The sequence below is a fragment of the Mastigocladopsis repens PCC 10914 genome (assembly GCF_000315565.1).
GTDB lineage: Bacteria > Cyanobacteriota > Cyanobacteriia > Cyanobacteriales > Nostocaceae > Mastigocladopsis > Mastigocladopsis repens.
Map to the genome: position 1 here is coordinate 1,103,028 of NZ_JH992901.1, position 22,467 is coordinate 1,125,494.

17 protein-coding genes are annotated in these 22,467 nt (G+C 46.6%); 11 read left to right on the forward strand and 6 right to left on the reverse strand.

The genetic code is table 11. The features are described 5' to 3' along the window. Positions 1-241: 241 nt before the first annotated feature. Both glgA and MAS10914_RS0107190 read right to left on the reverse strand, forming a co-directional pair. Positions 242-1,681, reverse strand: a complete 1,440-nt coding sequence (gene glgA / locus MAS10914_RS0107185) for a glycogen synthase GlgA (RefSeq protein ID WP_017315236.1) — start codon at positions 1,679-1,681, stop codon at positions 242-244. Between the two features lie 360 nt (positions 1,682-2,041). Then, positions 2,042-3,544: an HlyD family efflux transporter periplasmic adaptor subunit gene (locus MAS10914_RS0107190; protein ID WP_017315237.1), complete on the reverse strand. Its 1,503-nt coding sequence runs from the start codon at positions 3,542-3,544 to the stop codon at positions 2,042-2,044. 470 nt (positions 3,545-4,014) lie between these two features. On the opposite strand from MAS10914_RS0107190, the gene MAS10914_RS0107195 reads away from it, so the two are divergent. Next, on the forward strand, positions 4,015-4,758 hold the full coding sequence (locus MAS10914_RS0107195; protein ID WP_017315238.1) for a carbonic anhydrase: 744 nt from the start codon (positions 4,015-4,017) through the stop codon (positions 4,756-4,758). A gap of 257 nt (positions 4,759-5,015) precedes the next feature. On the opposite strand, the gene MAS10914_RS0107200 is transcribed toward MAS10914_RS0107195, so the two are convergent. From MAS10914_RS0107200 to MAS10914_RS0107210, 3 genes are read right to left on the reverse strand one after another with little or no spacing between them, the layout of a single operon-like run. Next, positions 5,016-5,996 (reverse strand): MvdD family ATP-grasp ribosomal peptide maturase, encoded by a 981-nt coding sequence (locus MAS10914_RS0107200; RefSeq protein WP_017315239.1) that lies wholly within the window; start codon positions 5,994-5,996, stop codon positions 5,016-5,018. A 9-nt stretch (positions 5,997-6,005) separates the two neighbouring features. Beyond that, positions 6,006-6,977, reverse strand: a complete 972-nt coding sequence (locus tag MAS10914_RS0107205) for an MvdC family ATP-grasp ribosomal peptide maturase (protein ID WP_017315240.1) — start codon at positions 6,975-6,977, stop codon at positions 6,006-6,008. A 27-nt stretch (positions 6,978-7,004) separates the two neighbouring features. Continuing rightward, positions 7,005-7,241 (reverse strand): microviridin/marinostatin family tricyclic proteinase inhibitor, encoded by a 237-nt coding sequence (locus MAS10914_RS0107210; protein ID WP_017315241.1) that lies wholly within the window; start codon positions 7,239-7,241, stop codon positions 7,005-7,007. A gap of 288 nt (positions 7,242-7,529) precedes the next feature. Here MAS10914_RS0107210 and MAS10914_RS0107215 point away from each other — a divergent pair, with 288 nt between their 5' ends. After that, positions 7,530-8,396, forward strand: coding sequence for a hypothetical protein (locus MAS10914_RS0107215; protein ID WP_156818106.1), 867 nt, complete (start codon positions 7,530-7,532; stop codon positions 8,394-8,396). Positions 8,397-8,629: 233 nt separating this feature from the next. Continuing rightward, on the forward strand, positions 8,630-10,774 hold the full coding sequence (locus MAS10914_RS0107220; protein WP_017315243.1) for a peptidase domain-containing ABC transporter: 2,145 nt from the start codon (positions 8,630-8,632) through the stop codon (positions 10,772-10,774). Positions 10,775-10,846: 72 nt separating this feature from the next. On the opposite strand, the gene hemC is transcribed toward MAS10914_RS0107220, so the two are convergent. Beyond that, a complete protein-coding gene (hemC, locus tag MAS10914_RS0107225) occupies positions 10,847-11,818 on the reverse strand; it encodes a hydroxymethylbilane synthase (protein WP_017315244.1) in 972 nt (323 codons plus the stop codon). A gap of 680 nt (positions 11,819-12,498) precedes the next feature. Between hemC and MAS10914_RS0107230 the strand changes: the two genes are divergently transcribed. The 8 genes from MAS10914_RS0107230 (at position 12,499) to MAS10914_RS0107265 (ending at position 22,446) form a co-directional block, all read left to right on the forward strand. After that, entirely contained in the window at positions 12,499-13,359 is an 861-nt protein-coding gene (locus MAS10914_RS0107230; protein ID WP_017315245.1) for an STAS domain-containing protein, read from the forward strand. Positions 13,360-13,383: 24 nt separating this feature from the next. Then, positions 13,384-13,779, forward strand: a complete 396-nt coding sequence (locus MAS10914_RS29760; protein ID WP_017315246.1) for an STAS domain-containing protein — start codon at positions 13,384-13,386, stop codon at positions 13,777-13,779. Beyond that, positions 13,760-14,164: an anti-sigma regulatory factor gene (locus MAS10914_RS0107240; protein WP_232224125.1), complete on the forward strand. Its 405-nt coding sequence runs from the start codon at positions 13,760-13,762 to the stop codon at positions 14,162-14,164. Before MAS10914_RS29760 ends, MAS10914_RS0107240 begins: the two co-directional genes overlap by 20 nt. Before the next feature lie 7 nt (positions 14,165-14,171). Next, positions 14,172-15,185, forward strand: a complete 1,014-nt coding sequence (locus MAS10914_RS0107245; RefSeq protein ID WP_017315248.1) for an ATP-binding SpoIIE family protein phosphatase — start codon at positions 14,172-14,174, stop codon at positions 15,183-15,185. After that, a complete protein-coding gene (locus tag MAS10914_RS0107250) occupies positions 15,182-17,320 on the forward strand; it encodes an ATP-binding protein (protein WP_017315249.1) in 2,139 nt (712 codons plus the stop codon). The genes MAS10914_RS0107245 and MAS10914_RS0107250 overlap by 4 nt, the downstream gene beginning before the upstream one ends. Positions 17,321-17,330: 10 nt before the next feature. Then, positions 17,331-19,703 carry a response regulator gene (locus MAS10914_RS0107255; RefSeq protein WP_017315250.1) on the forward strand — a complete coding sequence of 791 codons (2,373 nt, stop codon included), beginning with the start codon at positions 17,331-17,333 and terminating at the stop codon, positions 19,701-19,703. 181 nt (positions 19,704-19,884) lie between these two features. Then, positions 19,885-20,865, forward strand: coding sequence for a YegS/Rv2252/BmrU family lipid kinase (locus MAS10914_RS0107260; protein WP_017315251.1), 981 nt, complete (start codon positions 19,885-19,887; stop codon positions 20,863-20,865). Positions 20,866-20,895: 30 nt separating this feature from the next. Beyond that, positions 20,896-22,446, forward strand: a complete 1,551-nt coding sequence (locus MAS10914_RS0107265; protein WP_026082392.1) for a metallophosphoesterase family protein — start codon at positions 20,896-20,898, stop codon at positions 22,444-22,446. Positions 22,447-22,467 lie beyond the last annotated feature (21 nt).

The following is a 22,467-nucleotide window of genomic DNA, read 5'->3' on the forward strand; positions in this document are numbered from 1 at the left end:
GTTCGTAGTGAGCGATTTATCGCTCTGTATAAGATTTTAAAGGGCTAAAGCCCTGACGCGCGAGTTTTTATTTACAGTGGTTTTCAAATAAATGAACCACATATGCACTCATTTAAACCCTGTAGAGACGTTGCAGTGCAACGTCTCTACGTCGGCGATCGCCATGGGCGAATCTTATCTGAACCGTATTGATTGATTATCAGTGATCATTGACAGATGAATACGTAACTGCGCCATCCTCTCAGGTGCCGCTAGCTACAGGCTCATTGACTTGCGTCTCCTCCTGCTGTGGCGGTTCCTCCTCTTCGGGTAAGCCATAAATCGACCGATACAGCTTCACGTACTGCTTGGCAGATTGATACCAACTGAAGTCTTGACTCATCCCACGTTGTTGTAGCTGCTGCCAGTAATCCTTGTAACGGAAACCTTCCCAAGCTCGTATCATACAGGTAAACAGATCCAGTGGTTCATAGCGGTCAAAGCAATAACCAGTACCTGCATGGTTTATGGGGTCGTGGTGGAATACGGTGTCAACTAATCCCCCAGTGCGGCGGACAATTGGCACAGAACCGTAACGCAAAGCCATCATTTGACTGATACCGCAGGGTTCAAAACGGCTTGGCATTAGGAAGGCATCGGTACCAGCATAGATGCGGCGAGCCAAGGCATCGTTATATAGCAGGTAAGTCGCCATGCGTCCGGGATAGCGGGATGCCATCTGCCACATTTGGCTTTCGTAGTAGCGATCGCCTGTCCCCAACAGGACAAATTGTGCATCTGTGTAAGCCAGGTAGCGATCCAGAATATTCAACACCAAATCAATGCCTTTTTGTTCCACCAACCGCGTCACCATACCAATCAAAAAGGCATTGGAGTTCACTTCTAACCCGACTTCTTCTTGCAAAGCAATTTTGTTAGCTTTGCGTTTGTCTAAAGTATCGGCACTGAAGGTTTGGGTAATGTACTTATCGGTGGTTGGGTTGTAAACTTCTGTATCGATGCCATTTATAATCCCCGACAACTTGCCGCTGATGAAAGACAATAAACCTTCTAAAGTTTCGCCATAAGCAGCGGTTTTGATTTGCTCGGCATAAGTTGGGGAAACTGTATTCACCTTGTCGGCAAACTGCACCGCAGCTGCCATTGTGTTGTGTCCTTGCATATACCAAGGACACCAAGTAATTTTCTCTAAGTACCAGCGCCACGGTCCTTGATATGCCAGGTTGTGTATCGTAAAAACACTGCTGATATCAGGAGATTGATGCATCCACACGGGAATCATTCCTGTGTGCCAATCGTGACAGTGGACGATTTCCGGCTTCCAATAATTCCAGCAAAACTCAGCTGCTCCGTTGGCGAATAATGTAAACCGCCAGTCTTCATCTTCTCCAGAGTAAATTCGACGGGGCAAAAAAGCTGGATGTCCAAATAAATACAAGGGAACATCAGTACCAGGCAGAACGGCTTCGTAAACCGCAAAGTCTTGGAACATGGCATATCCCCTCCATATTGGTTCTTTGGGAATTTCCATTTTATCTGGCACGAAGCCGTAGTAAGGCAAGAAGATCCGCACATCATGCCCCATTTTTCTCAAGATTTTGGGTAGTGCTCCGACAACATCACCCATTCCGCCAACTTTCGCAATGGGAGCTGCCTCCGCTGCAACAAATAGAATCCGCATGGTAATCTATATTTCCCCGATTCTGCCTATGTGTTCTACTTAACTCAACAAGATTTCCAGACGTGATGTATCGCGCCTGGAAGACCTGCCATGTAACAAAAATCTTTCTTAACTTTACCACTGTAAGTCTCCCGTCATAGTTGCAAGCTTGGCGCCCTTTTAGGGCAGGTCAATCAGAGGGTAGCTTAAGGCTTGTTCTTGCTGGGCAACCGCCAGTTGTGCTTCTTCAAATTGGTTCTAAGAAATCGAACCGGATCGGACTATGGTTTGATTGCGCTCGCCCTAGCATCGCCGCTTTTGTTGCGCTTGCAATGAGTGATGATTCCATGCGCTTGTGCCCTTCCTGAAGCGAGAGTTTGCCTACAAATCTGTGAGCAGCCTTGCCTTTCTGAGAATAAATGTGAGTAACTTCTCTTCTCTGGAGATAATATCTGCTGTCACTTCCATCCCTGGTTGAATGGGGTAGGAAATACCCCCCTTTTCTAAAGAAAGCTTTTCTGGCTGGATTGTCACTTCAAAGTAAGGCACAACTGCACCAGATGAATTGCTTTGAGGTGTAATGGCATCGGCAGTTATGGCTCTAACACTGCCAGAGAGCGTGCCATAATCCGGGTAAGGATAGGCAGAAATCCGCAAAAGCACTTTACCTTGTTGACACTCTGAAACTTTTTCTGCTTTACAAACTTTAACGTTGCTAATATCTTGAGCGGCAACACGCGCTTTTATTACCATAGGGGCATGACTGGGGGCAATTTGGGCTATAGCATCCCCAGCACTCACCACTTGACCTGGGTTTCTTAGTTCCAATTTGAGAATAGTGCCTGCCTCAGGAGTCCTAATTATAGTTTTTTGCAGTTCAGTATTGACTTGTATTAAATCTTGTTGAGTGCTGCTGATTTGATTTCGGATTTCAATTTTACGCTGTAGCAGGCTTTCTCGTTCTTGGTTTAATCGGGCTAGGTTAGTTCCACCTGTAGCACGTTCAGTGGCAATTTTCTCCTTTGCTATTGATATAACTGCATTACTTGGATTAATTGCAGCTAATGCCTTTTGTCGTCTGGCGTAAGCAGCTTCTACCGTTTGCTGTTGCCGCTCAATCTCTTGTTTTTGACTTTCCACAGTCGCTTTTTGCGATTCTAAAGCTTGTTCTTGTTGAGCAACCGCCAGTTGTGTTTCTTCTAGTTGATTTTGAGAAATCGAGCCAGATTGGGCTATGGTTTGATAGCGATCGCGCTTGAGTATAGCTGATTTTAATGCAGCTTCTGTGGATCTAGCATTCGCTTCGGCTGATTGTAACTGAGCTTGAGCTTTTTGCAATTCATTCTGGGCGATTTTAATGTTAGCTTCTGCTTCTTGTAGTTCACTATTGGCTGTAACTTTTCTTTCTTGATAGTCGCTTTCGGTGCGATTTAAATCTGCTTGTGCTGAGGCAACAGCGCGATTGCTGCGGTCTGTTTCAGCAGCAATTTGCCCATCTAAGGCACGAATTTGGGCATCTTGTTGAGCGAATTGTAGCTGGTTTTGTTGAATATTGCCGATAAGTTGGCTCTTTTTGGTTTGCAGTTGGGAGTTGTCGATAGAGGCGATCGAGTCTCCCTGTTTCACTACCTGATTTTCTTTCACCAAGATGCTTTTGACAGTCCCTTCGCTTGCTGCCTGGACAATACGCAGTTCTCCTATAGGACGGACGGTGGCAGAAGCTTTGACTGTGACATTGTATTTGATAACAGTGGCGAGGGTGAAGACTGCACCAAAACTACCGACGAGAAACAGACCACCTAGAGTTGTCCAACGACTGATCGGGGGTAAAAACTCGTCACTTTCGACTGGACGAAGAAAGTCTGGGTTATGTTCACTCAGCATGAGCAATCAACCTATTTCTATTAAAACCCAATACGGTTCAGTTAAGAATAATTCTATAGCGCAACTCATTTGAATGAAGTACAGATTTATCTGTATTTATCTGCGTAGCCTACGGCAGGGCTTACGCCTACATCTGTGGTTCATTATTTCTTTGGTGTACCTTACCCAATTGCAAACAGCTATATGTTGCGTTTCGTAACGAAACTCAATTTACGCTGGTTTTTGTTTTTAACTCTAAACTTATTGGCAGAAAATTTTTCGAGAGAATAATTTCCGCATCTTTGAATCAGCAAATTCCGCCGATTTGTCTCAAGAAAGTCACTTTTTTGTCCCGACTTTATTACTGTTGTTTCCCTAACCTTAGTACAAGAACAGTTTCCTACAAAGCTGTAGTGCAGGCAGTAAATATACCCAGGCGAAATGCCTCCACTACATTCACGAAAGGAAACACTCCAAAGGAGTTTCAAGCAATGAAGAAATTAATTAAAGGTCTGCAGGAATTTCGGGCAAACTACGTTTCTACACACTGGGAATTGATGGAACAGTTGTCCCATGGTCAGAAGCCCAGAGTCCTGTTCATTACTTGCTCTGACTCCCGGATAGCACCTAACTTAATTACCCAAACTGAGCCGGGAGAATTGTTTATTATCCGCAATGCCGGAAACATCATCCCGCCTTACGGAGCAGCCAGGGGGGGCGAAGGGGCAACGGTAGAATATGCGATTAACGCATTGGGCATCGAGCAAATCATTGTCTGCGGTCACTCCCACTGCGGTGCAATGGGTGGATTGCTGAAGCTCAACAAGCTCCAGGAAGATATGCCGCTCGTGTATGACTGGCTCAAGCATGCGGAAGCGACTCGCAGACTCGTGAAAGATAGCTACCAAAACTATACTGATGACGAACTAGTAGAAATTATGGTAGCGGAGAATGTGCTAACACAAATCGAAAATTTGAAGACCTATCCAATAGTCCACTCCAGGCTGTATCAGGGCAAGCTCCACATTTACGGCTGGGTCTACCACATCGAGACTGGCGAAGTGTTAGCGTATGATTCCACCAACCATGCCTACGTGCGTCCCCAAAGCCAGATTCCTGATTACGATAACTCCGATGAACTGCCGCAAGAGCTGGTGATTAAAACCAATGCCCCATTTGTTGCGTGCGAACTCTCCCCCAGTGAAACTCCCCTCCTTTCAGAAATAGTTGGGTAGAATGGCAAAGGATATTGGCGAACAAATTGCCTAAGTGTATAAATACTCAATTTGCGCTCAGACTTTTTAGTTTTGAGCGATTTTTCCGTAGGTTGGCAGATTTTTACACGTTAAATGTACATGAGCTTATATTATGTCCGGTTAAATAACCTTAATAAATCCGTAGTGAGGACTTTACTCCTCTTATTGTTTGAAAGCAAGGACTAAAGTCCTTACTACAAACAAGTTGGATTATGGGGAATTTCCCGAACATGATATTACTTGTGCAACTGACCAAGCAACAGGTCAGCGATCGCTTTTGAAATTGGTAAGCCAGGATATTGCTCAAGCCAGAAGAACTCGCCGACCGGGTTCACCTCAAGGAAAACATACCTCCCGTCCGGCGTTAAAATGAGGTCAATCGCTCCATAGTTCAACCGAAAACGAGCCATCAACTCCAGTAGCTTCTCCTCTACATCTAGGGGGAGAACATAAGGCTGCCAAGCGTCGAGCAAGGCAATCCCCTGCCGCCGCCAGTCGTGACGTGCCTGCTCGTTAGTTTGGGAGTCAATGGCTGCGGTGAACGCACGCTGCCCTACAATCGTTGTGCGTAACTCCAACGCTTTTGGGATATTTTCTTGGAATGTCATGGGGCAGAAGCTCAGACCATCAAGGTTATCCAAATCCTCGGCTGTGACGGGGTTGGTGAAAACGACCTTCTGCTGACCCTCCTCATAAATGGCAAAAGAGGAGAGCATCTTCGTCACTAGCCCCTCTTTACAGTCCTTAGCAAATTCCCGCACCGCTTGCGGATTGTTGGTAATTAGCGTAGGTGGGATATCAAGACCCAGTTCTCGTGCCATTTGCAATTGGAGCTGTTTGTTTTCTGCGCGACGAATATGCGGCAGTTGGTCGAGGTGGAACGCCTGAAGGCTGGCAATCATTCCCTGAATCGTAGTTCGTGATTCCTGAACAGAGGCTTGTCGCAATTGCGGGTTCATTGTGGTGGGAATGCGTCTGCCAATCCCGATTCGCCGATACCAGACTGCGGATACGTCGCTAAGATCCAGCTTTCCTTGCGCTGAGGCAAGTATCAGCCGCTGTATCCCCTTGCCGTAGTAGACATCCAACTGGATTTCTGTGGGAAATCGGTCTGTGTCAAAGCGAAACGCTTTTCCACCCTGTTCGGCGATCGCCTTGAGAACCAGAGGAATGCTTTGGTTGTCTTTGCTATGGGTAACAATCAAAACCGTCGTCATGTCACTTACCTATGCTAGCAACGCATCTGCAATCGCCTCAGAAATGGGGTAGCCTAGGTCTCGTTCTAGCATTCCCCACTCACCTGTGGGGTTGACTTCCAGAAACATATGTTCCCCTTCTGATGTGTGGATCAGGTCAATCGCGCCAAAGACTAACCCCAACTGTGCCATGAACTCTTCCAAGCAACGGGCAACCGAGCTGGGCAGTTCATCCGCCTCCCACGGGCACTCCTCTGGTGTAGTACGCCGCCAATCGACTGCTGAATAACGCGACGCATCCAAAGCCCCTACAAATAACTTTCCAGCCACAAACACCACCCGCAACTCCCGTAACTTGGGGATTTGCTCTTGGAAGACCATCGGACTATAGCGGAGTGCTTCTGCGTCAACCAGGTCTTGCTCTTGGACTGCGCTGGTGTAAACGAACAAGGATGAACCTTCCATACTTACCGAAAGTGGCGTGAGCAGTTTGGCAACCATTCGTCCCTCTACCTCCGAGAAAAACTGCCGCGCCTGCTGCGGATCGTTGGTGACGAGGGTACGGGGGATGGAAAGACCTGCATTTCTGGCAACCCTAAGCTGGCGCAGCTTGTTTTCTGCCAAGGAGATCCGCTGCAAGTCATCCACCCAGCGAACCTCGCTCAGTCCATCCAAAAACCCACGCAGAGATGCCAGTGACTCTCTAACGCAGGCATCGTGAAACTGAGGAGCAAGATTTGTACTCAACTGTGGCTGCCAGATGCGGCGCATCCAAATGGCTTGTACCTCATCTGTGCCGACAATCCTCTCACCATACTCCACCCGGTGACAAAGCCCTGCGCTGCCGAGACGAGCTGAAAGTCGAACTTCCATTGGAAAACGATCTGTATCCAGGCGAAATGGTTGCGCGCCCCGTCTTGACAGGGCTTGTGCTACTCGCTCTACCGTAAAGTAATCAGCACTATGGGTCAATAGTAAAACAACATTGCGCGGCAAACTCATCAAATATGCAGTAGGCTGTGAAAGCTATCATTCTATGGTGTAAGTGGAATCGTCATTATCAGATGGGTACTTCTGCGTCACCAAAATCGGCTCCGAGTCTTCTTCGCTGTCAGATGGATACTTCTGCGTTGTTACGATATCTTTCTTGCCACCTACCACTGCCTGCATCTCCTCCTCAGACAGTTCAATGATTTGCCCTTCTAGGTAGCGGGCGAAGAAAGGAACTGCTTCTTGCTTTAAGTTCTGCTTGTGATTCTTAGACATAGGTTTTTCCTTTGATGAATTGGATTATTCCTATCCCAACATGAGCTGTAAGGTGCGAAGCGCTCGCGCTTAACGTGGCAAATACTTATGCGTAGCCTACCACCAATATCGCTTACGAACCGGGACAAACTAGAGACAAAAATATCACAACAATGAAAACACCCTTAACTCAAATTGCATCACTACAGCGAAATGAGCCTTGGTTGTCACAGTTTTGTCCCTAGTTTGTTACATTTCCTAAGCCATCATAGAAAGCTCATCCCGGAATCAAAATCCTAGATGGAGCCAATGAAGAAGAAAGTCAATGGTTATAGAAAAAGAAAATGGTTGAAACCCATCAATTGGAATGGGTACCTGGTTGTCGCCATCCTAACTGTGTCCATCATGATTCTGGGTTCAGGATTGTTGGCTGTAGGGCAGCCTGTAGCGTCTAGCACTCCGCAAAAAGGAGCAAATGAGGTATGGATTTTGGCTCAACAGGAAACGAAAGCCCCACAGGCTGAGGAGAGCAAAAACCAAACAGAGACAGAACCGTCAAAGCAGCAAGAATTGCCACAGACACAAAAGGAATCTGCGAATGAAGCAGAATCCCAACAAAAACAGGGAGAATCTCCCACTCGAGAAAAACCGCCTCAAGAACAGGGAGAATCTCCCACTCAAGAAAAACCGCCTCAAGAACAAGGAGAATCTCCCACTCAAGAAAAACCGCCTCAAGAACAAGGAGAATCTCCCACTCGAGAAAAACCGCCTCAAGAACAGGAAGTCTCGTTAGAAGAGGCGAAGAAATCCCTAGGAAAGGAAATCAATGAGAGGTATGAAGAATGGGAAGCTCTAAGAACGAGTAGCCAAACCTGGCATAGTATCTCAGCGATCGCCACTATTGTCTTAACCACAGTCATTACACTGTTGGGAACGGCTCTATTTGAGCTTCCTTACAAAAGGCTGGTTATTTTCATTCTTGGAATTATCACGGTTTTAATACAATTTAATGTCAACATATTTCTCCTAGAAAAGAGTATTGCCGGATACAAAATTCTGGAAGAACAGGGCTTGTCTTTGAGAAGCAAGGTGGAGTCTGTTCGTACGGATAATGAGTTGTTAGAGGTTCGAGAACAGTTCGAGAACTTAATCCTAGAATCTGAAAAGTTTGAATAGTAAATTGTGAAACGCTCTATACAGTAGAACTCTTGCAAAAGTATATTTTTTATATGAAACCACAGATTCACACTGATATTTATCTGTGGTTTTATTTTCAAGATTATTCACGAGTGCAAGAAGTCTAGAAATCTGTGTTGCACTTAAATCGCTTGCATTTGTCCCGAGTTTGTCACTTTTAGGGCGTAATCTAGGGAGTATGTTCAAGAAGCAATAAGCTGTACTTGGCTAGAATGAAGTACCCAAGCATCCTCCAGCATAGTGAAGAAGACTGCGGAGCGGCTTGCCTTGCCACGGTCGCCAAACACTACAGGCGTAACTTTACGATCAACCGCACCCGTGAAGCTGTAGGCACAGGGCAATTGGGAACTACATTACTCGGTCTGCGACGCGGTTCAGAAGCACTCGGCTTCAATGCCAGAGGTGTGAAAGTCACTCCTGCTATCCTGGACAAGATAAATGAAATACCCCTGCCCGCTATCATTCACTGGAAGGGGTATCACTGGATTGTTTTGTATGGCAACCGGGGCAGAAAGTACGTTGTTGCTGACCCGGGGGTGGGCGTGCGTTTCCTCTCCAAAACAGAACTCATGGAGGGCTGGGGAAATGGCGTCATGCTCTTACTTGAGCCAGACCCCGTTCGCTTTTTTGCCCAACCGGATGAGAAAATTGTCGGTTTTGGGCGTTTCTTCAAACCCATTTGGACTTACCGGGGTATTCTCGCTGAGGCGTTTCTCATCAACCTCGTCCTCGGTTTACTCTCCTTGGCGTCCCCCTTTCTCATCGAAGTCCTCACCGATGATGTCTTGGTGCGGGGAGATACTCACCTGCTAGCCGGTGTGGTGACGGCTGTGGTGGTGATGAACCTGATGTCAAGCAGCTTGGGACTGGTGCAATCTAACCTGATTGCTCACTTTGCTCAACGCTTGGAGTTAGGGCTAATCTTGGAATTTGCCAGAGCAATCTTGAGGTTGCCATTATCTTACTATGAATCGCGTCGCAGTGGGGAAATTGTCAGCCGACTGCGAGATATTCAAGAGATTAATCAGTTAGTTTCCCAAGTTGTTGCCAGTTTGCCCAGCCAGATGTTTATTGCATTTGCCTCGTTTAGTTTAATGTTTGTTTATAGCTGGAAACTGACAACTGCTGCCATGTTATTTGCAGCTTTGATGACGCTAACTACCATTATTTTACTGCCCACACTGCGACAAAAAACTCGCAGTTTATTAGTTTTAGACGCAGAAAACCAAGGCGTTTTAGTCGAAACTTTCAAAGGCGCACTCACTCTTAAAACCACCGCATCTGCTCCCCAATTTTGGGAAGAGTTCCAGAGTCGCTTTGGTCGCCTTGCCAACCTCACCTTCCGTACAATTCAAATTGCCATTATCAATAACACTTTTTCTAAACTAGTTTCAAGTATCGGCAGCATCGCCTTACTTTGGTTCGGCAGTAGCTTGGTGATTAGCAAGGAATTAAGCATTGGGCAACTGTTGGCATTTAACAGCATGAATGGCAATTTTCTTGCTTTCATTATTACTGGAGTTGCATTTGTGGACGAACTGACTCGCGTCCAGACAGCCACACAGCGCTTGACAGAAGTCATCGACTCCACACCAGAAACTTTAGCGGATGACACTAGACCTTTTGTCAAAATTCCTGGTAACGCAGATATTATTTGCACTAACCTTAACTTTCATCATGCTGGCAGAGTTGAATTACTAGAAGATTTTTACCTGACAATTCATGGTGGTAAAGTGACCGCTTTAATAGGTAAATCAGGGTGTGGTAAAAGTACATTAGCGAAAATAATTGCGGGGTTATATTCGCCGACATCTGGGAATATTAGAATTGGTATTTATAATCAACAAGACCTCTCCCTAGATTCCCTCCGCCAACAAGTTGTTCTCATTCCCCAAGAACCTCACTTTTGGAGTCGTTCGATAATTGAAAATTTCCGCTTAGGTTCTCCTCACGTTACCTTTGAACAAATTGTCACAGCTTGTCAAATTGCTGAAGCGGATGAATTTATTAGTAAACTACCCGATAAATATCAAACAGTTTTAGGAGAATTTGGCGCGAATATTTCTGGTGGACAACGGCAAAGATTAGCCATAGCAAGAGCAATTGTCAACGACCCACCAATTCTGATTTTAGATGAATCAACAGCTGGACTCGACCCCGTGAGTGAAACGCAAGTCCTCGATAAACTGCTGTTTCATCGCCAAGGCAAAACCACAATCCTCATTAGCCACCGTCCCAGAGTCATCACTCGTGCCGATTGGATTGTCTTCCTAGAGCAGGGCAAATGGAAAATGCAAGGCACTCCAGAAGAGTTGCTCTCCCAAAGCGGCAATCATATAGACTTTTTAACCCCTTGAAAAATTATAAAACCAGGTTTTGTGTTCGCGTTTTTTGTAGAGACGTAGCATGCTACGTCTCTACACAGCGGTTTAAGAACCACGTTGGATTTGGGCAAAGATTTCATCCAAAATTTCCTGCGCTCCCTGTTTTCGCAAGCAGTGTGCTAGTTCTATGCCTAGCTGTTCAGCATCTTTGGTATTCCCTACGACGGTATCTTGTACTAGCTTTTGACCATCCACACTGGCAACTATGCCCGTTAGTGTTAAATTCCCATCATTGATTTCAGTATTTACACCAATGGGTACTTGACAGCCGCCCTCTAATTCACGCAAGAAAGCTCGCTCGGCAAGACAGCGATCGCGTGTTTCTGGATGTTCAATAGCTTTGAGCAGTGATAGCAGTTCGGTATCGTTCCCACGGCATTCAATTCCTAAAGCTCCTTGCCCAACAGCATGGAGGGAAACTTCTTTTGGTAGAATTTGGTGAACGCGATCGCCCATTCCTAACCGCTGCAAACCAGCAACTGCCAAAATCAGCGCATCGTACTCACCTGCATCCAGCTTTGCCATACGGGTGTTCAAATTTCCCCGCACATCTTTAAACTTTAAGTGAGGGAAATGGTGGCGTAACTGTGCTAAACGTCGTAGCGAGGACGTACCGATAACAGCACCCTCTGGCAGTGTATCAATTTGCTTATCTTTATGTTTTTCATGCACCACTAGGGCATCTGCTGGGTTTTCCCGTTCTGTAATCGCTGCGAGGACTAACCCCTCTGGTAAGCGAGTCGGCAAATCCTTAAGGGAGTGAACGGCAAAATCAAGCTCAAGGGATAGCATTCCCACTTCGAGTTCTTTAGTAAATAATCCCTTATCGCCAATCTTGGCTAATGCCACATCCAGGATTTTGTCACCTTGGGTGGACATGGTGTTGACTTCAAAAGAAACCTCAGGAAAGCTTTTCTGGAGTTGTTCTTGTACCCAGTAAGTTTGAACGAGAGCCAGTTGACTTTTGCGAGAACCAATGCGAATTGTGCGGGCGGAACTGGAAACAACAGATGTCATAAAGAAATATGTCAAGCCAGGAGATAAATTCACTTTATCTAGACTACCGCAGTGCGTGACTTATAGCCCTTTCAATTGCCTCATTTAAATGCAAGTTTTTAAATCTGCCTTGAAAGTCTACTTTCATCCTTATGAGCAAAAGGTCATAAAGTAAGATTGCATGCAGTCAATTGCTATGAAAATGAAACCACAGATGTAGGCGTAAGCCGTGCCGTAGGCTACACAGAGAAACACAGATAAATTATCTGTGTTTCTCTGTGGTTTTAAATATTAGATACAGCCTTTTGCAAGAAGTCTATGATCTTCTTCAGAGATTTTTGCTAATTTTTATGAAGTTTCTTAAAGAGAAATTACTTTACATTGACGAAAATTACCTCTTATTTTGCAGGTATTGCTCTTATTTTGTAGACTGGATTATGTTTTTTCTCAGCGGTCAATTGCAATTTTGGAACGGGAAACTATAAGTCAAAAGCTCACTTTGAAATTTATGGTGACACGTACTTTTTTGTCCTAGGTTATCTCTATAATAATTGGGAAGAAATAAGCCTTTAGGAACTACCTCCTGACGAATCACCCACAACTTCACCGAGCTAGTATACCTGGAAGCCTAAATGATTGACACTTAATCATATAAATATCAATTACTGGCTAAATGCCAATCAGGTAGAAGGAATTATTGTATGGGTTTGAGCAATGGAAGTAAAATTCTAGAGGTTCTTGAAAAATACCAAGCGGATCTGTTAGCAGATTGGATTCAAACGATAATGGCTAACAACACCCGCAAAGGTTTGCTCAAAGAAACGGAACTACAAGAGGAGTGTCGGGAATTCCTCAGTTTGCTGAAGACGGCTGCACAGTACGGCAACTTGACCAACGTGCAATCCTCTGAATGGCGCTCTGTGCGAGAAATGCTGGTTAGCATTTCTCGTACTCGTTCGCACAAAGGCTTTACACCTTTGGAAACTGCCACCTTTATTTTCTCGTTTAAACAACCTCTATTTACTTGTTTGCGCCAGGAATTGTCTGAGGATGCAAACGCTCTGGTTGAAGAAACTTGGCTTGCCACCACTCTTATAGACAAGCTGGGACTCTTAACTACCGAAGCTTATCAAAAAACGCGTGAAGAAATCATCATTCGCCAGCAAGAGGAGTTGCTGGAACTTTCAACACCCGTTATTAAGCTTTGGGAAGGCGTTTTGGCTCTGCCCATTATTGGTACTTTAGACAGCCGCCGCACTCAGGTGATGATGGAGTCTTTGTTGCAGAAGATTGTTGAGACAGGTTCAGAAATTGCCATTATCGACATCACCGGAGTGCCAACAGTGGACACACTCACAGCTCAGCACTTACTCAAGACAGTCACCGCAGCGCGGTTAATGGGTGCAGAGTGCATTATCAGCGGAATTCGCCCCCAGATTGCTCAAACGATTGTTTACTTGGGTGTTGATTTGGCAGACGTGGTCACAAAGGCAAGTTTAGCGGACGCTTTTCTGCTGGCTCTAAAACGCCTTGGGATGACAATCAACCGTCCGCAAGCCTAGTAAGGAATCAGGAGGTCTTTTCTTATGGAACGCATTCCAATACTCAAGATGGGCGAATTCCTTGTGGTGACGATTCAAGTTGATATGCACGATCAGTTAGCAATGACTTTGCAAGATGACTTGACAAATCGCATCACCAAGACTCAGGCTCGTGGAGTGCTGATTGATATTTCGTCTTTAGAAATTGTGGATTCCTTTATTGGCAGAGTCCTGGGGAATATTGCTAAGATGTCACAGGTTCTTGATGCTCAGACCGTTGTGGTCGGAATGCAACCAGCCGTTGCCATCACCTTAGTAGAGTTAGGACTTTCTTTAACGGGTATTTGCACCGCGTTAAACGTTGAAAAGGGCATGGCACTTCTGCGAGCATCGCTGAAGGCGGCTGCTGGAGGAAGCGCCGATGGATATGTACGGGTGTGAAACCATGAGTATCCAATCCTCACAAGATGTGGTTTTAGTTCGGCAGAAGGTGCGTCAGTTTGCTGTTAAACTGGGGTTTAGCCTGGTAGATCAGACGAAAATTGTCACGGCAGCCAGCGAGCTAGCCCGTAATACTTTGGACTACGGAGGCGGTGGTACTGTCAGACTGGAAGCACTCGAGCATGGGATGCGTCGGGGTCTGCGGCTCGTTTTTGAAGATTCAGGACCTGGAATTCCAGATATTGACTTGGCGCTCAAAGATGGATACACCACAGGTAATGGGTTGGGCATGGGGCTGGGCGGTGCCAAGCGACTGATGAATGAATTCAATATCGTTTCCCGTGTAGGTGAGGGCACCTGCATCACAATTACAAAGTGGAAGTAACTAGATTATGAGAGAAACCCTCGCCCTACCAATTTTGGAACCAAGTCAAGCAGGTGAAGCGCGACGGAGTGCGATCGCCCTGGCAAGTCGTCTCGGTTTCAACGAAACCGAGCGGGGAAAGGTTGCCATTGTGGTAACTGAAATTGCAAATAACCTGGTGCGGCATGGTAGGGATGGGCTACTGTTGTTACAGGCAATTGAAAAATACAACATTCACGGTCTGGAAGTCCTGGCGTTAGACAAAGGACCAGGGATGGACAATATCAGCGAGTGCATACATGACGGGTTTTCGACAGCCGGAAGTCCTGGAAATGGGTTAGGAGCTATCAGCCGTCTTTCTGGTTTTGTTGATATTCATTCCATCCGAGATGTAGGAACAGCCATTCTTTCCCATCTTTGGGCTACCCCCTTACCCACAAGTCTAGCCCTAGACAAATTGGAGTTGGGAGTGGTGTGTCTGCCAAAGGCGGGAGAAGAGGTTTGCGGTGATGCTTGGGCATGCAAAATAAGTCAAGAGCGCAGCTTGTTGCTCGTTGCTGATGGATTGGGTCACGGACCGCTAGCCGCTCAAGCCGCAACAGAAGCTGTGCGAGTCTTTCACGAAAATAGCCACCGTAGTCCCCAGGAAATTATCGAAGCCGCTCATGGGGCATTGCGGAGTACGCGGGGAGCAGCAGTGGCGATCGCAGAAGTCAACTTTGAACATCAGTCCGTTCGCTTTGCAGGGGTGGGCAACATTGCCGCCACCGTTCTCTGGTCTGAGGGAAGCTATAGACTTGTTTCCTACAATGGTATAGTTGGGCATGAAGTCCGCAAAATTCAGGAGTTTACCCACCAATGGCATCCAGGGGCACTCTTGCTCTTACATTCCGATGGCTTGGGAACCCAATGGCGGTTAGAGCGCTATCCTGGTCTGATTCACAAACATCCCAGCTTGATTGCTGGCGTTTTATACCGAGACTTTTACCGATCTCGCGATGATGTCACTGTGCTAGTTGTCCGTGAGAATGTATCGCCATGAGTACAACTATCCTCACCTTAGAAATTTGCTATGAGCAAGATGTGGTGCTGACTCGTCAAATGGCACGTCGGATTGCCCAAGCTTTGGGATTTGATGCCCAAGACCAAGCACGCCTTGCCACATCTATCTCAGAAATCGCTCGAAATGCCTTTGTGTATGCGAATGGCGGAAGTGTTGAATTTTCGGTAGATAACGAATCTCCTCAAAATTTCTGGATTAGCATTCGGGATAGAGGTCCGGGGATTCCTAACTTGAAAGCAATTTTAGATGGGCAATTCACTTCCACAACTGGGATGGGATTGGGGATTATCGGCACTCGTCGGCTGATGGATCAGTTTCAAATTGAGTCGGTTGCGAACCAGGGAACCACAGTATTGATGGGGAAGACCTTGCCAAAGCGATTGCCTAAACTGACAACAGGGCGCTTGCACCAGATTAGAGATGAGTTGGATGGTCGAGAGGCACAAAATCCGTTTGAAGAAATTCAACGGCAGAATCAGGAACTGCTGCGTGCAATGCAGGAACTACGCCAGCGCGAGGAAGAGTTAACTCAGCTCAACCGCGAACTAGAAGATACGAATCGCGGAGTCGTGGCTCTGTATGCTGAATTAGACGAAAAAGCTGATTCTCTACAGAAGGCAAATGAACTCAAGACTCGGTTCCTCTCGAACATGAGCCATGAGTTTCGTACACCCTTGAACTCGATTATGTCTCTGTCTCGGATTTTATTAGACCGAATGGATGGTCCGTTAACAACGGAGCAGGAAAAACAGGTTAAGTTCATTCAAAAAGGTGCGGAGGGTCTATCGGAGTTAGTCAACGACCTTTTAGACCTGGCAAAGGTAGAAGCAGGAAAAATTGTCGTCTATCCCAGCCAGTTTGAAGTGAGCGACCTGTTTGGAACTTTAAGAGGGATGCTACGTCCTCTGCTTGCTCATAACTCTTCGGTTGCTCTTATCTTCGAGGAACCTGTTGGTATTCCACTCCTTTATACAGATGAAGGTAAGGTTGCCCAAATTCTGCGAAACTTCATCTCTAATGCACTAAAGTATACTGAGCAGGGTGAGGTGCGGGTGGCGGCAGTCATGGCAGGCAACAGAGTCACTTTCTCTGTTGCCGATACAGGTATTGGAATTGCACCGCAGGATCAAGAGCGGATTTTTGAGGATTTTGTTCAGATAGAGTCTCACCTCCAACAACGGGTCAAAGGAACAGGTTTAGGGCTGCCACTCTCGCGCAAGTTGACAGAACTGTTGGGAGGAAGCGTCTGGGTTAATAGTGAATTAGGGAAGGGATCTACGTTTTTTGCTTCGCTCCCACTGGTGTTTCCTGGTTCTGCCGAAGATTCCTCAATACCACAACCGACTTGGCAAATCGATCCGGCTCGCCACCCCATCCTGGTTGTGGAAGACAATGCTGAAACTGTTTTTGCTTACGAAAAGTATTTTCAAGAGTCGAAGTATCAGATGATTTCGGCACGAACGCTCAACGAGGCAAAACAGGCGCTTATGATGTTTAAGCCAATCGCCATCATGTTAGATATTTTACTTGGAAAGGAACACTCTTGGGCGTTTCTGGCTGAAACCAAGAGGAATGAAGCAACCCGAAATATTCCCATTCTTGTCATTAGTGTCGTAGATAACGAGAAGCAAGTGATGGCTCAAGGAGCCGATGGGTTCTTGATTAAGCCTGTAGATAGATTTTTACTGTTGAACAAAATCAGTACGCTGGTCAAGCAGGACAGGCAACAAAAACTTTTGCTGATTGATGATGATCAGGCATCCCGCTACGTGTTGAAGCAACTTCTAGTCCATATTCCCCTAGATATTCTGGAAGCTGCGGATGGACGTGAGGGGATTCGTTTAGCTCAACTCGAAAATCCTGACTGTATTGTGTTAGATATGACTATGCCAGAATTGAGTGGCATTGATGTTTTAGACCAGCTAAAAAGCAACAGAGTTACTACCTCTATTCCCGTAATTGTTAACACATCAAAACAGATCGAATCCCAAGAGCAAAAGTTTCTCGCTGAACACGCTGTGGCAATTCTTTCTAAAGAGACTCTTTCTCAAGAAGTAGCGAGGGTTCTACTACGGGAAGCCCTCAAAAAAGCTGGGCTATTCTTAGACACCTGAGAGAAAAACTATGTCAGAACCGTTAGTCACAATCTTGCATGTTGACGACAACCAAACCAACCGTTATGTTGTCGCTCGTGTATTGCGAAATGCTGGCTTTGCGGTTGTAGAAGCGGCGACAGGCGAGGCGGGGTTAAGGGCAATCGCTCAAGCTCAACCTGAATTGGTGATTCTGGATGTCCAGCTTCCTGATATGAACGGCTTTGAAGTTTGTCATCGGATTAAATCCAACCCAGCGACTGCCAATCTTCCCGTGCTTCATCTGTCTGCCCATTTTACAGAAAGTCGGGACAAAGCTCAAGGATTAGACAGCGGTGCAGATGCTTACCTAGCGCAACCCGTCGAGCCAATTGAGTTAATTGCAACGGTGAAAGCGTTATTGAGGATGCGGCGGGCTGAGGACTCAGCCACACTTCTAGCACGGGAGTGGCAAACAACTTTCGATTCGATTAGTGATGGGGTTGGGTTACTAGACAAGGAAGGTAAATTCCTGCGTTGTAACAGTTCCATGACAAAGCTTTTGAACAAACCGTCTAGCGAAATCATCGGTAGGCTGCATCAGGATCTGATGCAAAAGGCACTCGGCTGCAATGTCACTCCCTTCCTTCGTGTTCAGGAAACTCGACATCGTCAAAGCTTGGTCATTCACACTGGGGGACGGTGGTTTTCTGTCACAGTAGATCCGGTACTGGATGAATTTGGAGGCTTTACTGGTGCTGTTTACAACCTGGCTGATATCACGGCTCAAAGGCAGGCAGAAATAGCGTTGCGTTCAAGCGAAGAACGGTTCCGCTTACTGTTGGAAAACGTCAAAGACTACGCAATTTTCTTCTTAGACTCACAAGGGCGGATGAACGGTTGGAGTTTGGGAGCGGAGTATATTTTGGGCTATCAGGAGGCAGAGATTCTCGGACAACCTACCGGCATTATCTTTATACCGGAAGACTTGCAGCAGGGGGAAGAAAAGAAAGAACTGGAAAAAGCAGTCAGAGAAGGGCGGGCTGAGAATGAACGCTGGCATGTACGCAAAGATGGCAGCCGTTTCTGGGGAAGTGGCATCGTTACACGCTTAATAGATGAAGCTGGACAGCTACGAGGCTTCTGCAAAATTATGCGTGATCTCACTGAGCAAAAGCGAGCCGAAGATGAACGCACCCAGTTACTTGAGCGTGAGCAACAGGCACGAAGTGCAGCAGAAGCAGCCAATCGCATGAAGGATGAATTTTTGGCGACTCTTTCCCACGAACTCCGCTCTCCCCTGAATGCGATGCTGGGGTGGATTCACTTACTCAATACTCGTAAGTTTGACGAAGTTACAACTGCACGCGCAATGGAAACGATTGAGCGCAACGCCAAGTCACAAGCACAACTGGTTGAAGATTTGCTGGATGTCTCCCGCATTATTCAGGGTAAGCTGCGCTTGAATGTTCGTCCCATTCAACTGGTGCCGGTGATTTCAGCAGCGTTGGAAACGGTGCGTCCAGCTGCTGATGCCAAGGAAATTCAAATCCAATCACTACTTGACTCAACAGCAGGTGCAGTTGCAGGCGACTCTGACCGTTTGCAGCAAGTTGTCTGGAACTTATTATCTAATGCGATTAAGTTTACCCCTAAAGGAGGACGAGTTCAAGTCCGGCTAGAACGTGTTAACTCCCATGTTGAAATTACGGTTGCCGATACAGGACGGGGCATAGATCCTGAGTTTTTACCTTATTTGTTTGAACGCTTTCGGCAGGCTGATAGTTCAACGACACGCATCTATTCTGGATTAGGACTGGGGCTGGCAATCGTGCGTCACTTGGTAGAGTTGCACGGTGGCACCGTTCATGCAGAAAGTATTGGTGAGGGGAAGGGAGCAACCCTGACAGTGAGGCTGCCACTTGTTAAAGAAAGCAGGAAAGCAGGGAAGCCGGGGAGCCACCGCTGTGCGGGTGTTTCCCCCGTTGAGGCGACTGGCGTGAGCAGGGGAGAAAATACTGCTGTGCCCATACTTGATGGAGTGCGAATACTGGTGGTGGATGATGAAGCTGATACGCGAGATTTCCTCGTGGCTGCAATAGAGATGTGTGGAGGTGAAGTTATTGCAGTTTCATCGGTCGTTGAGGCAATTCAAGTCATCTCGCAACAGAGATTGGATGTGCTAGTCAGCGATATTGGTATGCCGGGGGAAGATGGCTACAGCTTAATTCGCAAGGTACGGACGCTCCCCAAAGAGCAAGGAGGAGAGATTCCAGCAGTGGCATTAACAGCTTATGCTAGGGCAGAAGACCGGATGCGATCGCTCTCGGCAGGATTTCAAATGCACTTGTCTAAGCCTGTGGAACCAGATAAATTGGCAACTGTGGTTGCTAGCTTGGTGAACAACACTGGAAGTAGTGGATAGTGGGTAGTTAATAATTATTTTCAACTAACCACTATCTACTATCTATCCTGATTCGACGTAGCTAAAAAACCAGTCTTTTGAAGAGTCGGCAAACCTGTCACAAGGCGGAAGGTGGGATAGGCTCAAGCAAAATACAATAATAGAGAGTAACAATTTATTGACAGACCATAAATTTCACCCTATGAATCGTTCCGCCTGCCTTATCTTTAATCCAGTTGCGGGTCAAGGTGACTCAGAACAAGATTTGGCGATGATTCGGGCAATCCTAGAGCCAGAAATCGACCTGGATATTCAACTGACAACTGAAGAAATCAGCGCTGAAGAATTGGCATATGAAGCGGTTAGGCGGGGTGTAGATACCATTATTGCGTCGGGGGGAGATGGGACTCTCTCCGCAGCTGCGGCAGCTGTGGTGGGTAGCGACATTCCGTTTGGCATTATTTCACGGGGAACGGCAAACGCTTTTGCCACAGCTTTAGGAATCCCTGACACTATCGATGCAGCCTGTAAAGTCATTTTGCAGGGAGTCACTCGGACTGTAGATGCAGCAGATTGTAACGGTCATCCAATGGTACTGCTGACAGGTATCGGCTTTGAAGCCGATACCGTAGAAAGAGCAGATCGGGAAGCAAAAAATCGGTTCGGCTTTCTCGCGTATATTCTTGCAGGACTGCAAGAACTGCGGAATTTACAGAGCTTCGATGTAGAAATTGAAACAGAGGAAAAAATCATTAAAACTTCCGCAGTTGCAGTCACAGTAGCAAATGCAGCACCTCCCTCTTCAGTCTTAGCTCAGGGACCAGGGGGAATCATTGTCGATGATGGGTTACTAGATTTAACAATAGTAGCTTCAGTGACCAGGGCAGGAGCGATCGCCGCAGCGTTTCATCTGTTTCAAACTGCTTCTGCTGGGAATGCCGCAGAGAGAAATGACATTGGTTATCTGCGAGCAAAACAATTTAAAATCACAACTGATCCTGTGCAAAAAATTGTTGTTGACGGAGAAATTTTAGGGACAACTCCTGTGGAGATTCGCTGCATTCCAGCGGGTTTGAAAGTCTTTGTCCCTTCTATAGAAGAAGAGGAACCAGCAGAAAAACTGGAGGGACTGCCAAATTTGACGATTGAAGAGAAACAAAGCGCAGAAAACTCTCCTGATTAATGTCAGATGTACGTTTAGGAGAAAGTTGCGTTGAAACTCGTATCCGATCCGGCGATCGCCGACAAAATTCGCAAGATGAACCAGCGGGTGCGGTGGCAAGACCCCGTAATTGTTGAACGGGGGATTGACCAAACTCAGTTGGTTCTGGACGATGGAAGCTCTGACGATCCAGAGTTCTCATTTCTGGTTGTGGGTGACAGTGGTTCCGGAGGACACCGGGGTCACAATCCTCAGCGACAAGTTGCCGAACTGATGCAACCCCATTGCCAAGAATGCCGTTTCATGTTGCATACGGGCGATGTGATCTATCTGGTGGGGTCAAAGGAGTACTATCAAGAAAACTTCATCAAACCTTACCGAGAGTTTCTTGTAGGAGGAGAGCATCCCAAGCGCATTGCCTATGACAGGATGGTTTTCACTCGACCAATCCTACCTGTACCAGGAAATCACGATTACTACGATCTGCCGCTTTTGTTTGGCTTGGTATCCTTTGCAACAATGCCGCTGCGTCGCCTAGTCCGGTCGAGGCTAGACTTAGATGTTGGCGCTCAGGGTTCATGGCAAGGTGACGCTTATGCAAAAGCATTTCTGGATTACCTGAAGGCGTTTATGCTTCCAGGGGATTTAGCTCGTCACCTAGACGAACATTACACCGCAAAAACAGATACTGGTCGCTGTTTGCGCTACGAGCCGGGGCGTTTCACCCGCCTTCCCAATCGTTACTATACCTTCCGCTACGGTGGCATAGACTTCTTCGCTCTGGATTCCAATACATTTAACGCTCCGCCTCCCCTACCTGCAACACAGGAAGGAGAAGCTAATCGCAAGGAATTGGAGGTACGCCGCGATGAACTAGAGCAGCAGAAAATGCAATATATGGAGCAATCAGCAAAACTCAATCCAGATAACCCCGCCGAAGCAGAACAACTCGATGATATGCAGCAACGGGTATCACAAATTGAGGAAATTATTGTTGATATAGATAAGCAATTAGCCACTGACGAAAAAACAGTGACTGATATCGACCAGCTTCAATGGCTCAAGCAAAGACTGATTGAATCCTGGAATACCGCAGATGTTCGCGGACGGGTGATTTATTTCCACCATCCTCCCTACGTGACTGAGGCGACGAAATGGCAACAAGCCCAAACTTTAGCAGTTCGTAACCGTTTGCGTGATGTCCTCAATGCAGTCGCTGAGGTTATAGGTTCCAAGACAGGCGATCGCCCTCTGGTTGATTTGGTCTTAAATGGTCACGCTCACTGCTTGGAACATATTGAGACATTCAACACAGGAGGCGCTGACTCTCATATTCATTGGATTGTCTGCGGTGGGAGTGGCTACAGCCTGCGACGACAGCGGACCGAGGGAGCAGATTTGATGGAAGACCAGAAGTTAGTGGCGCGTTCGCACCTTTTTATTGGTCGCAACGGTCAAGGCTCACAAAAGCGAAGACCTTACTCTTGTTTGCGTATTGAGGTTAAAGGCGGTTCTCCTCCCAAGTTCATCATTCGCCCTTTAGTTGCCGAGTGGTATCAGCGACAGTGGCATAATTACGAAGTTCAGCCGTTTACGATTTGATTAAAGAAGGGAAAGCGATGA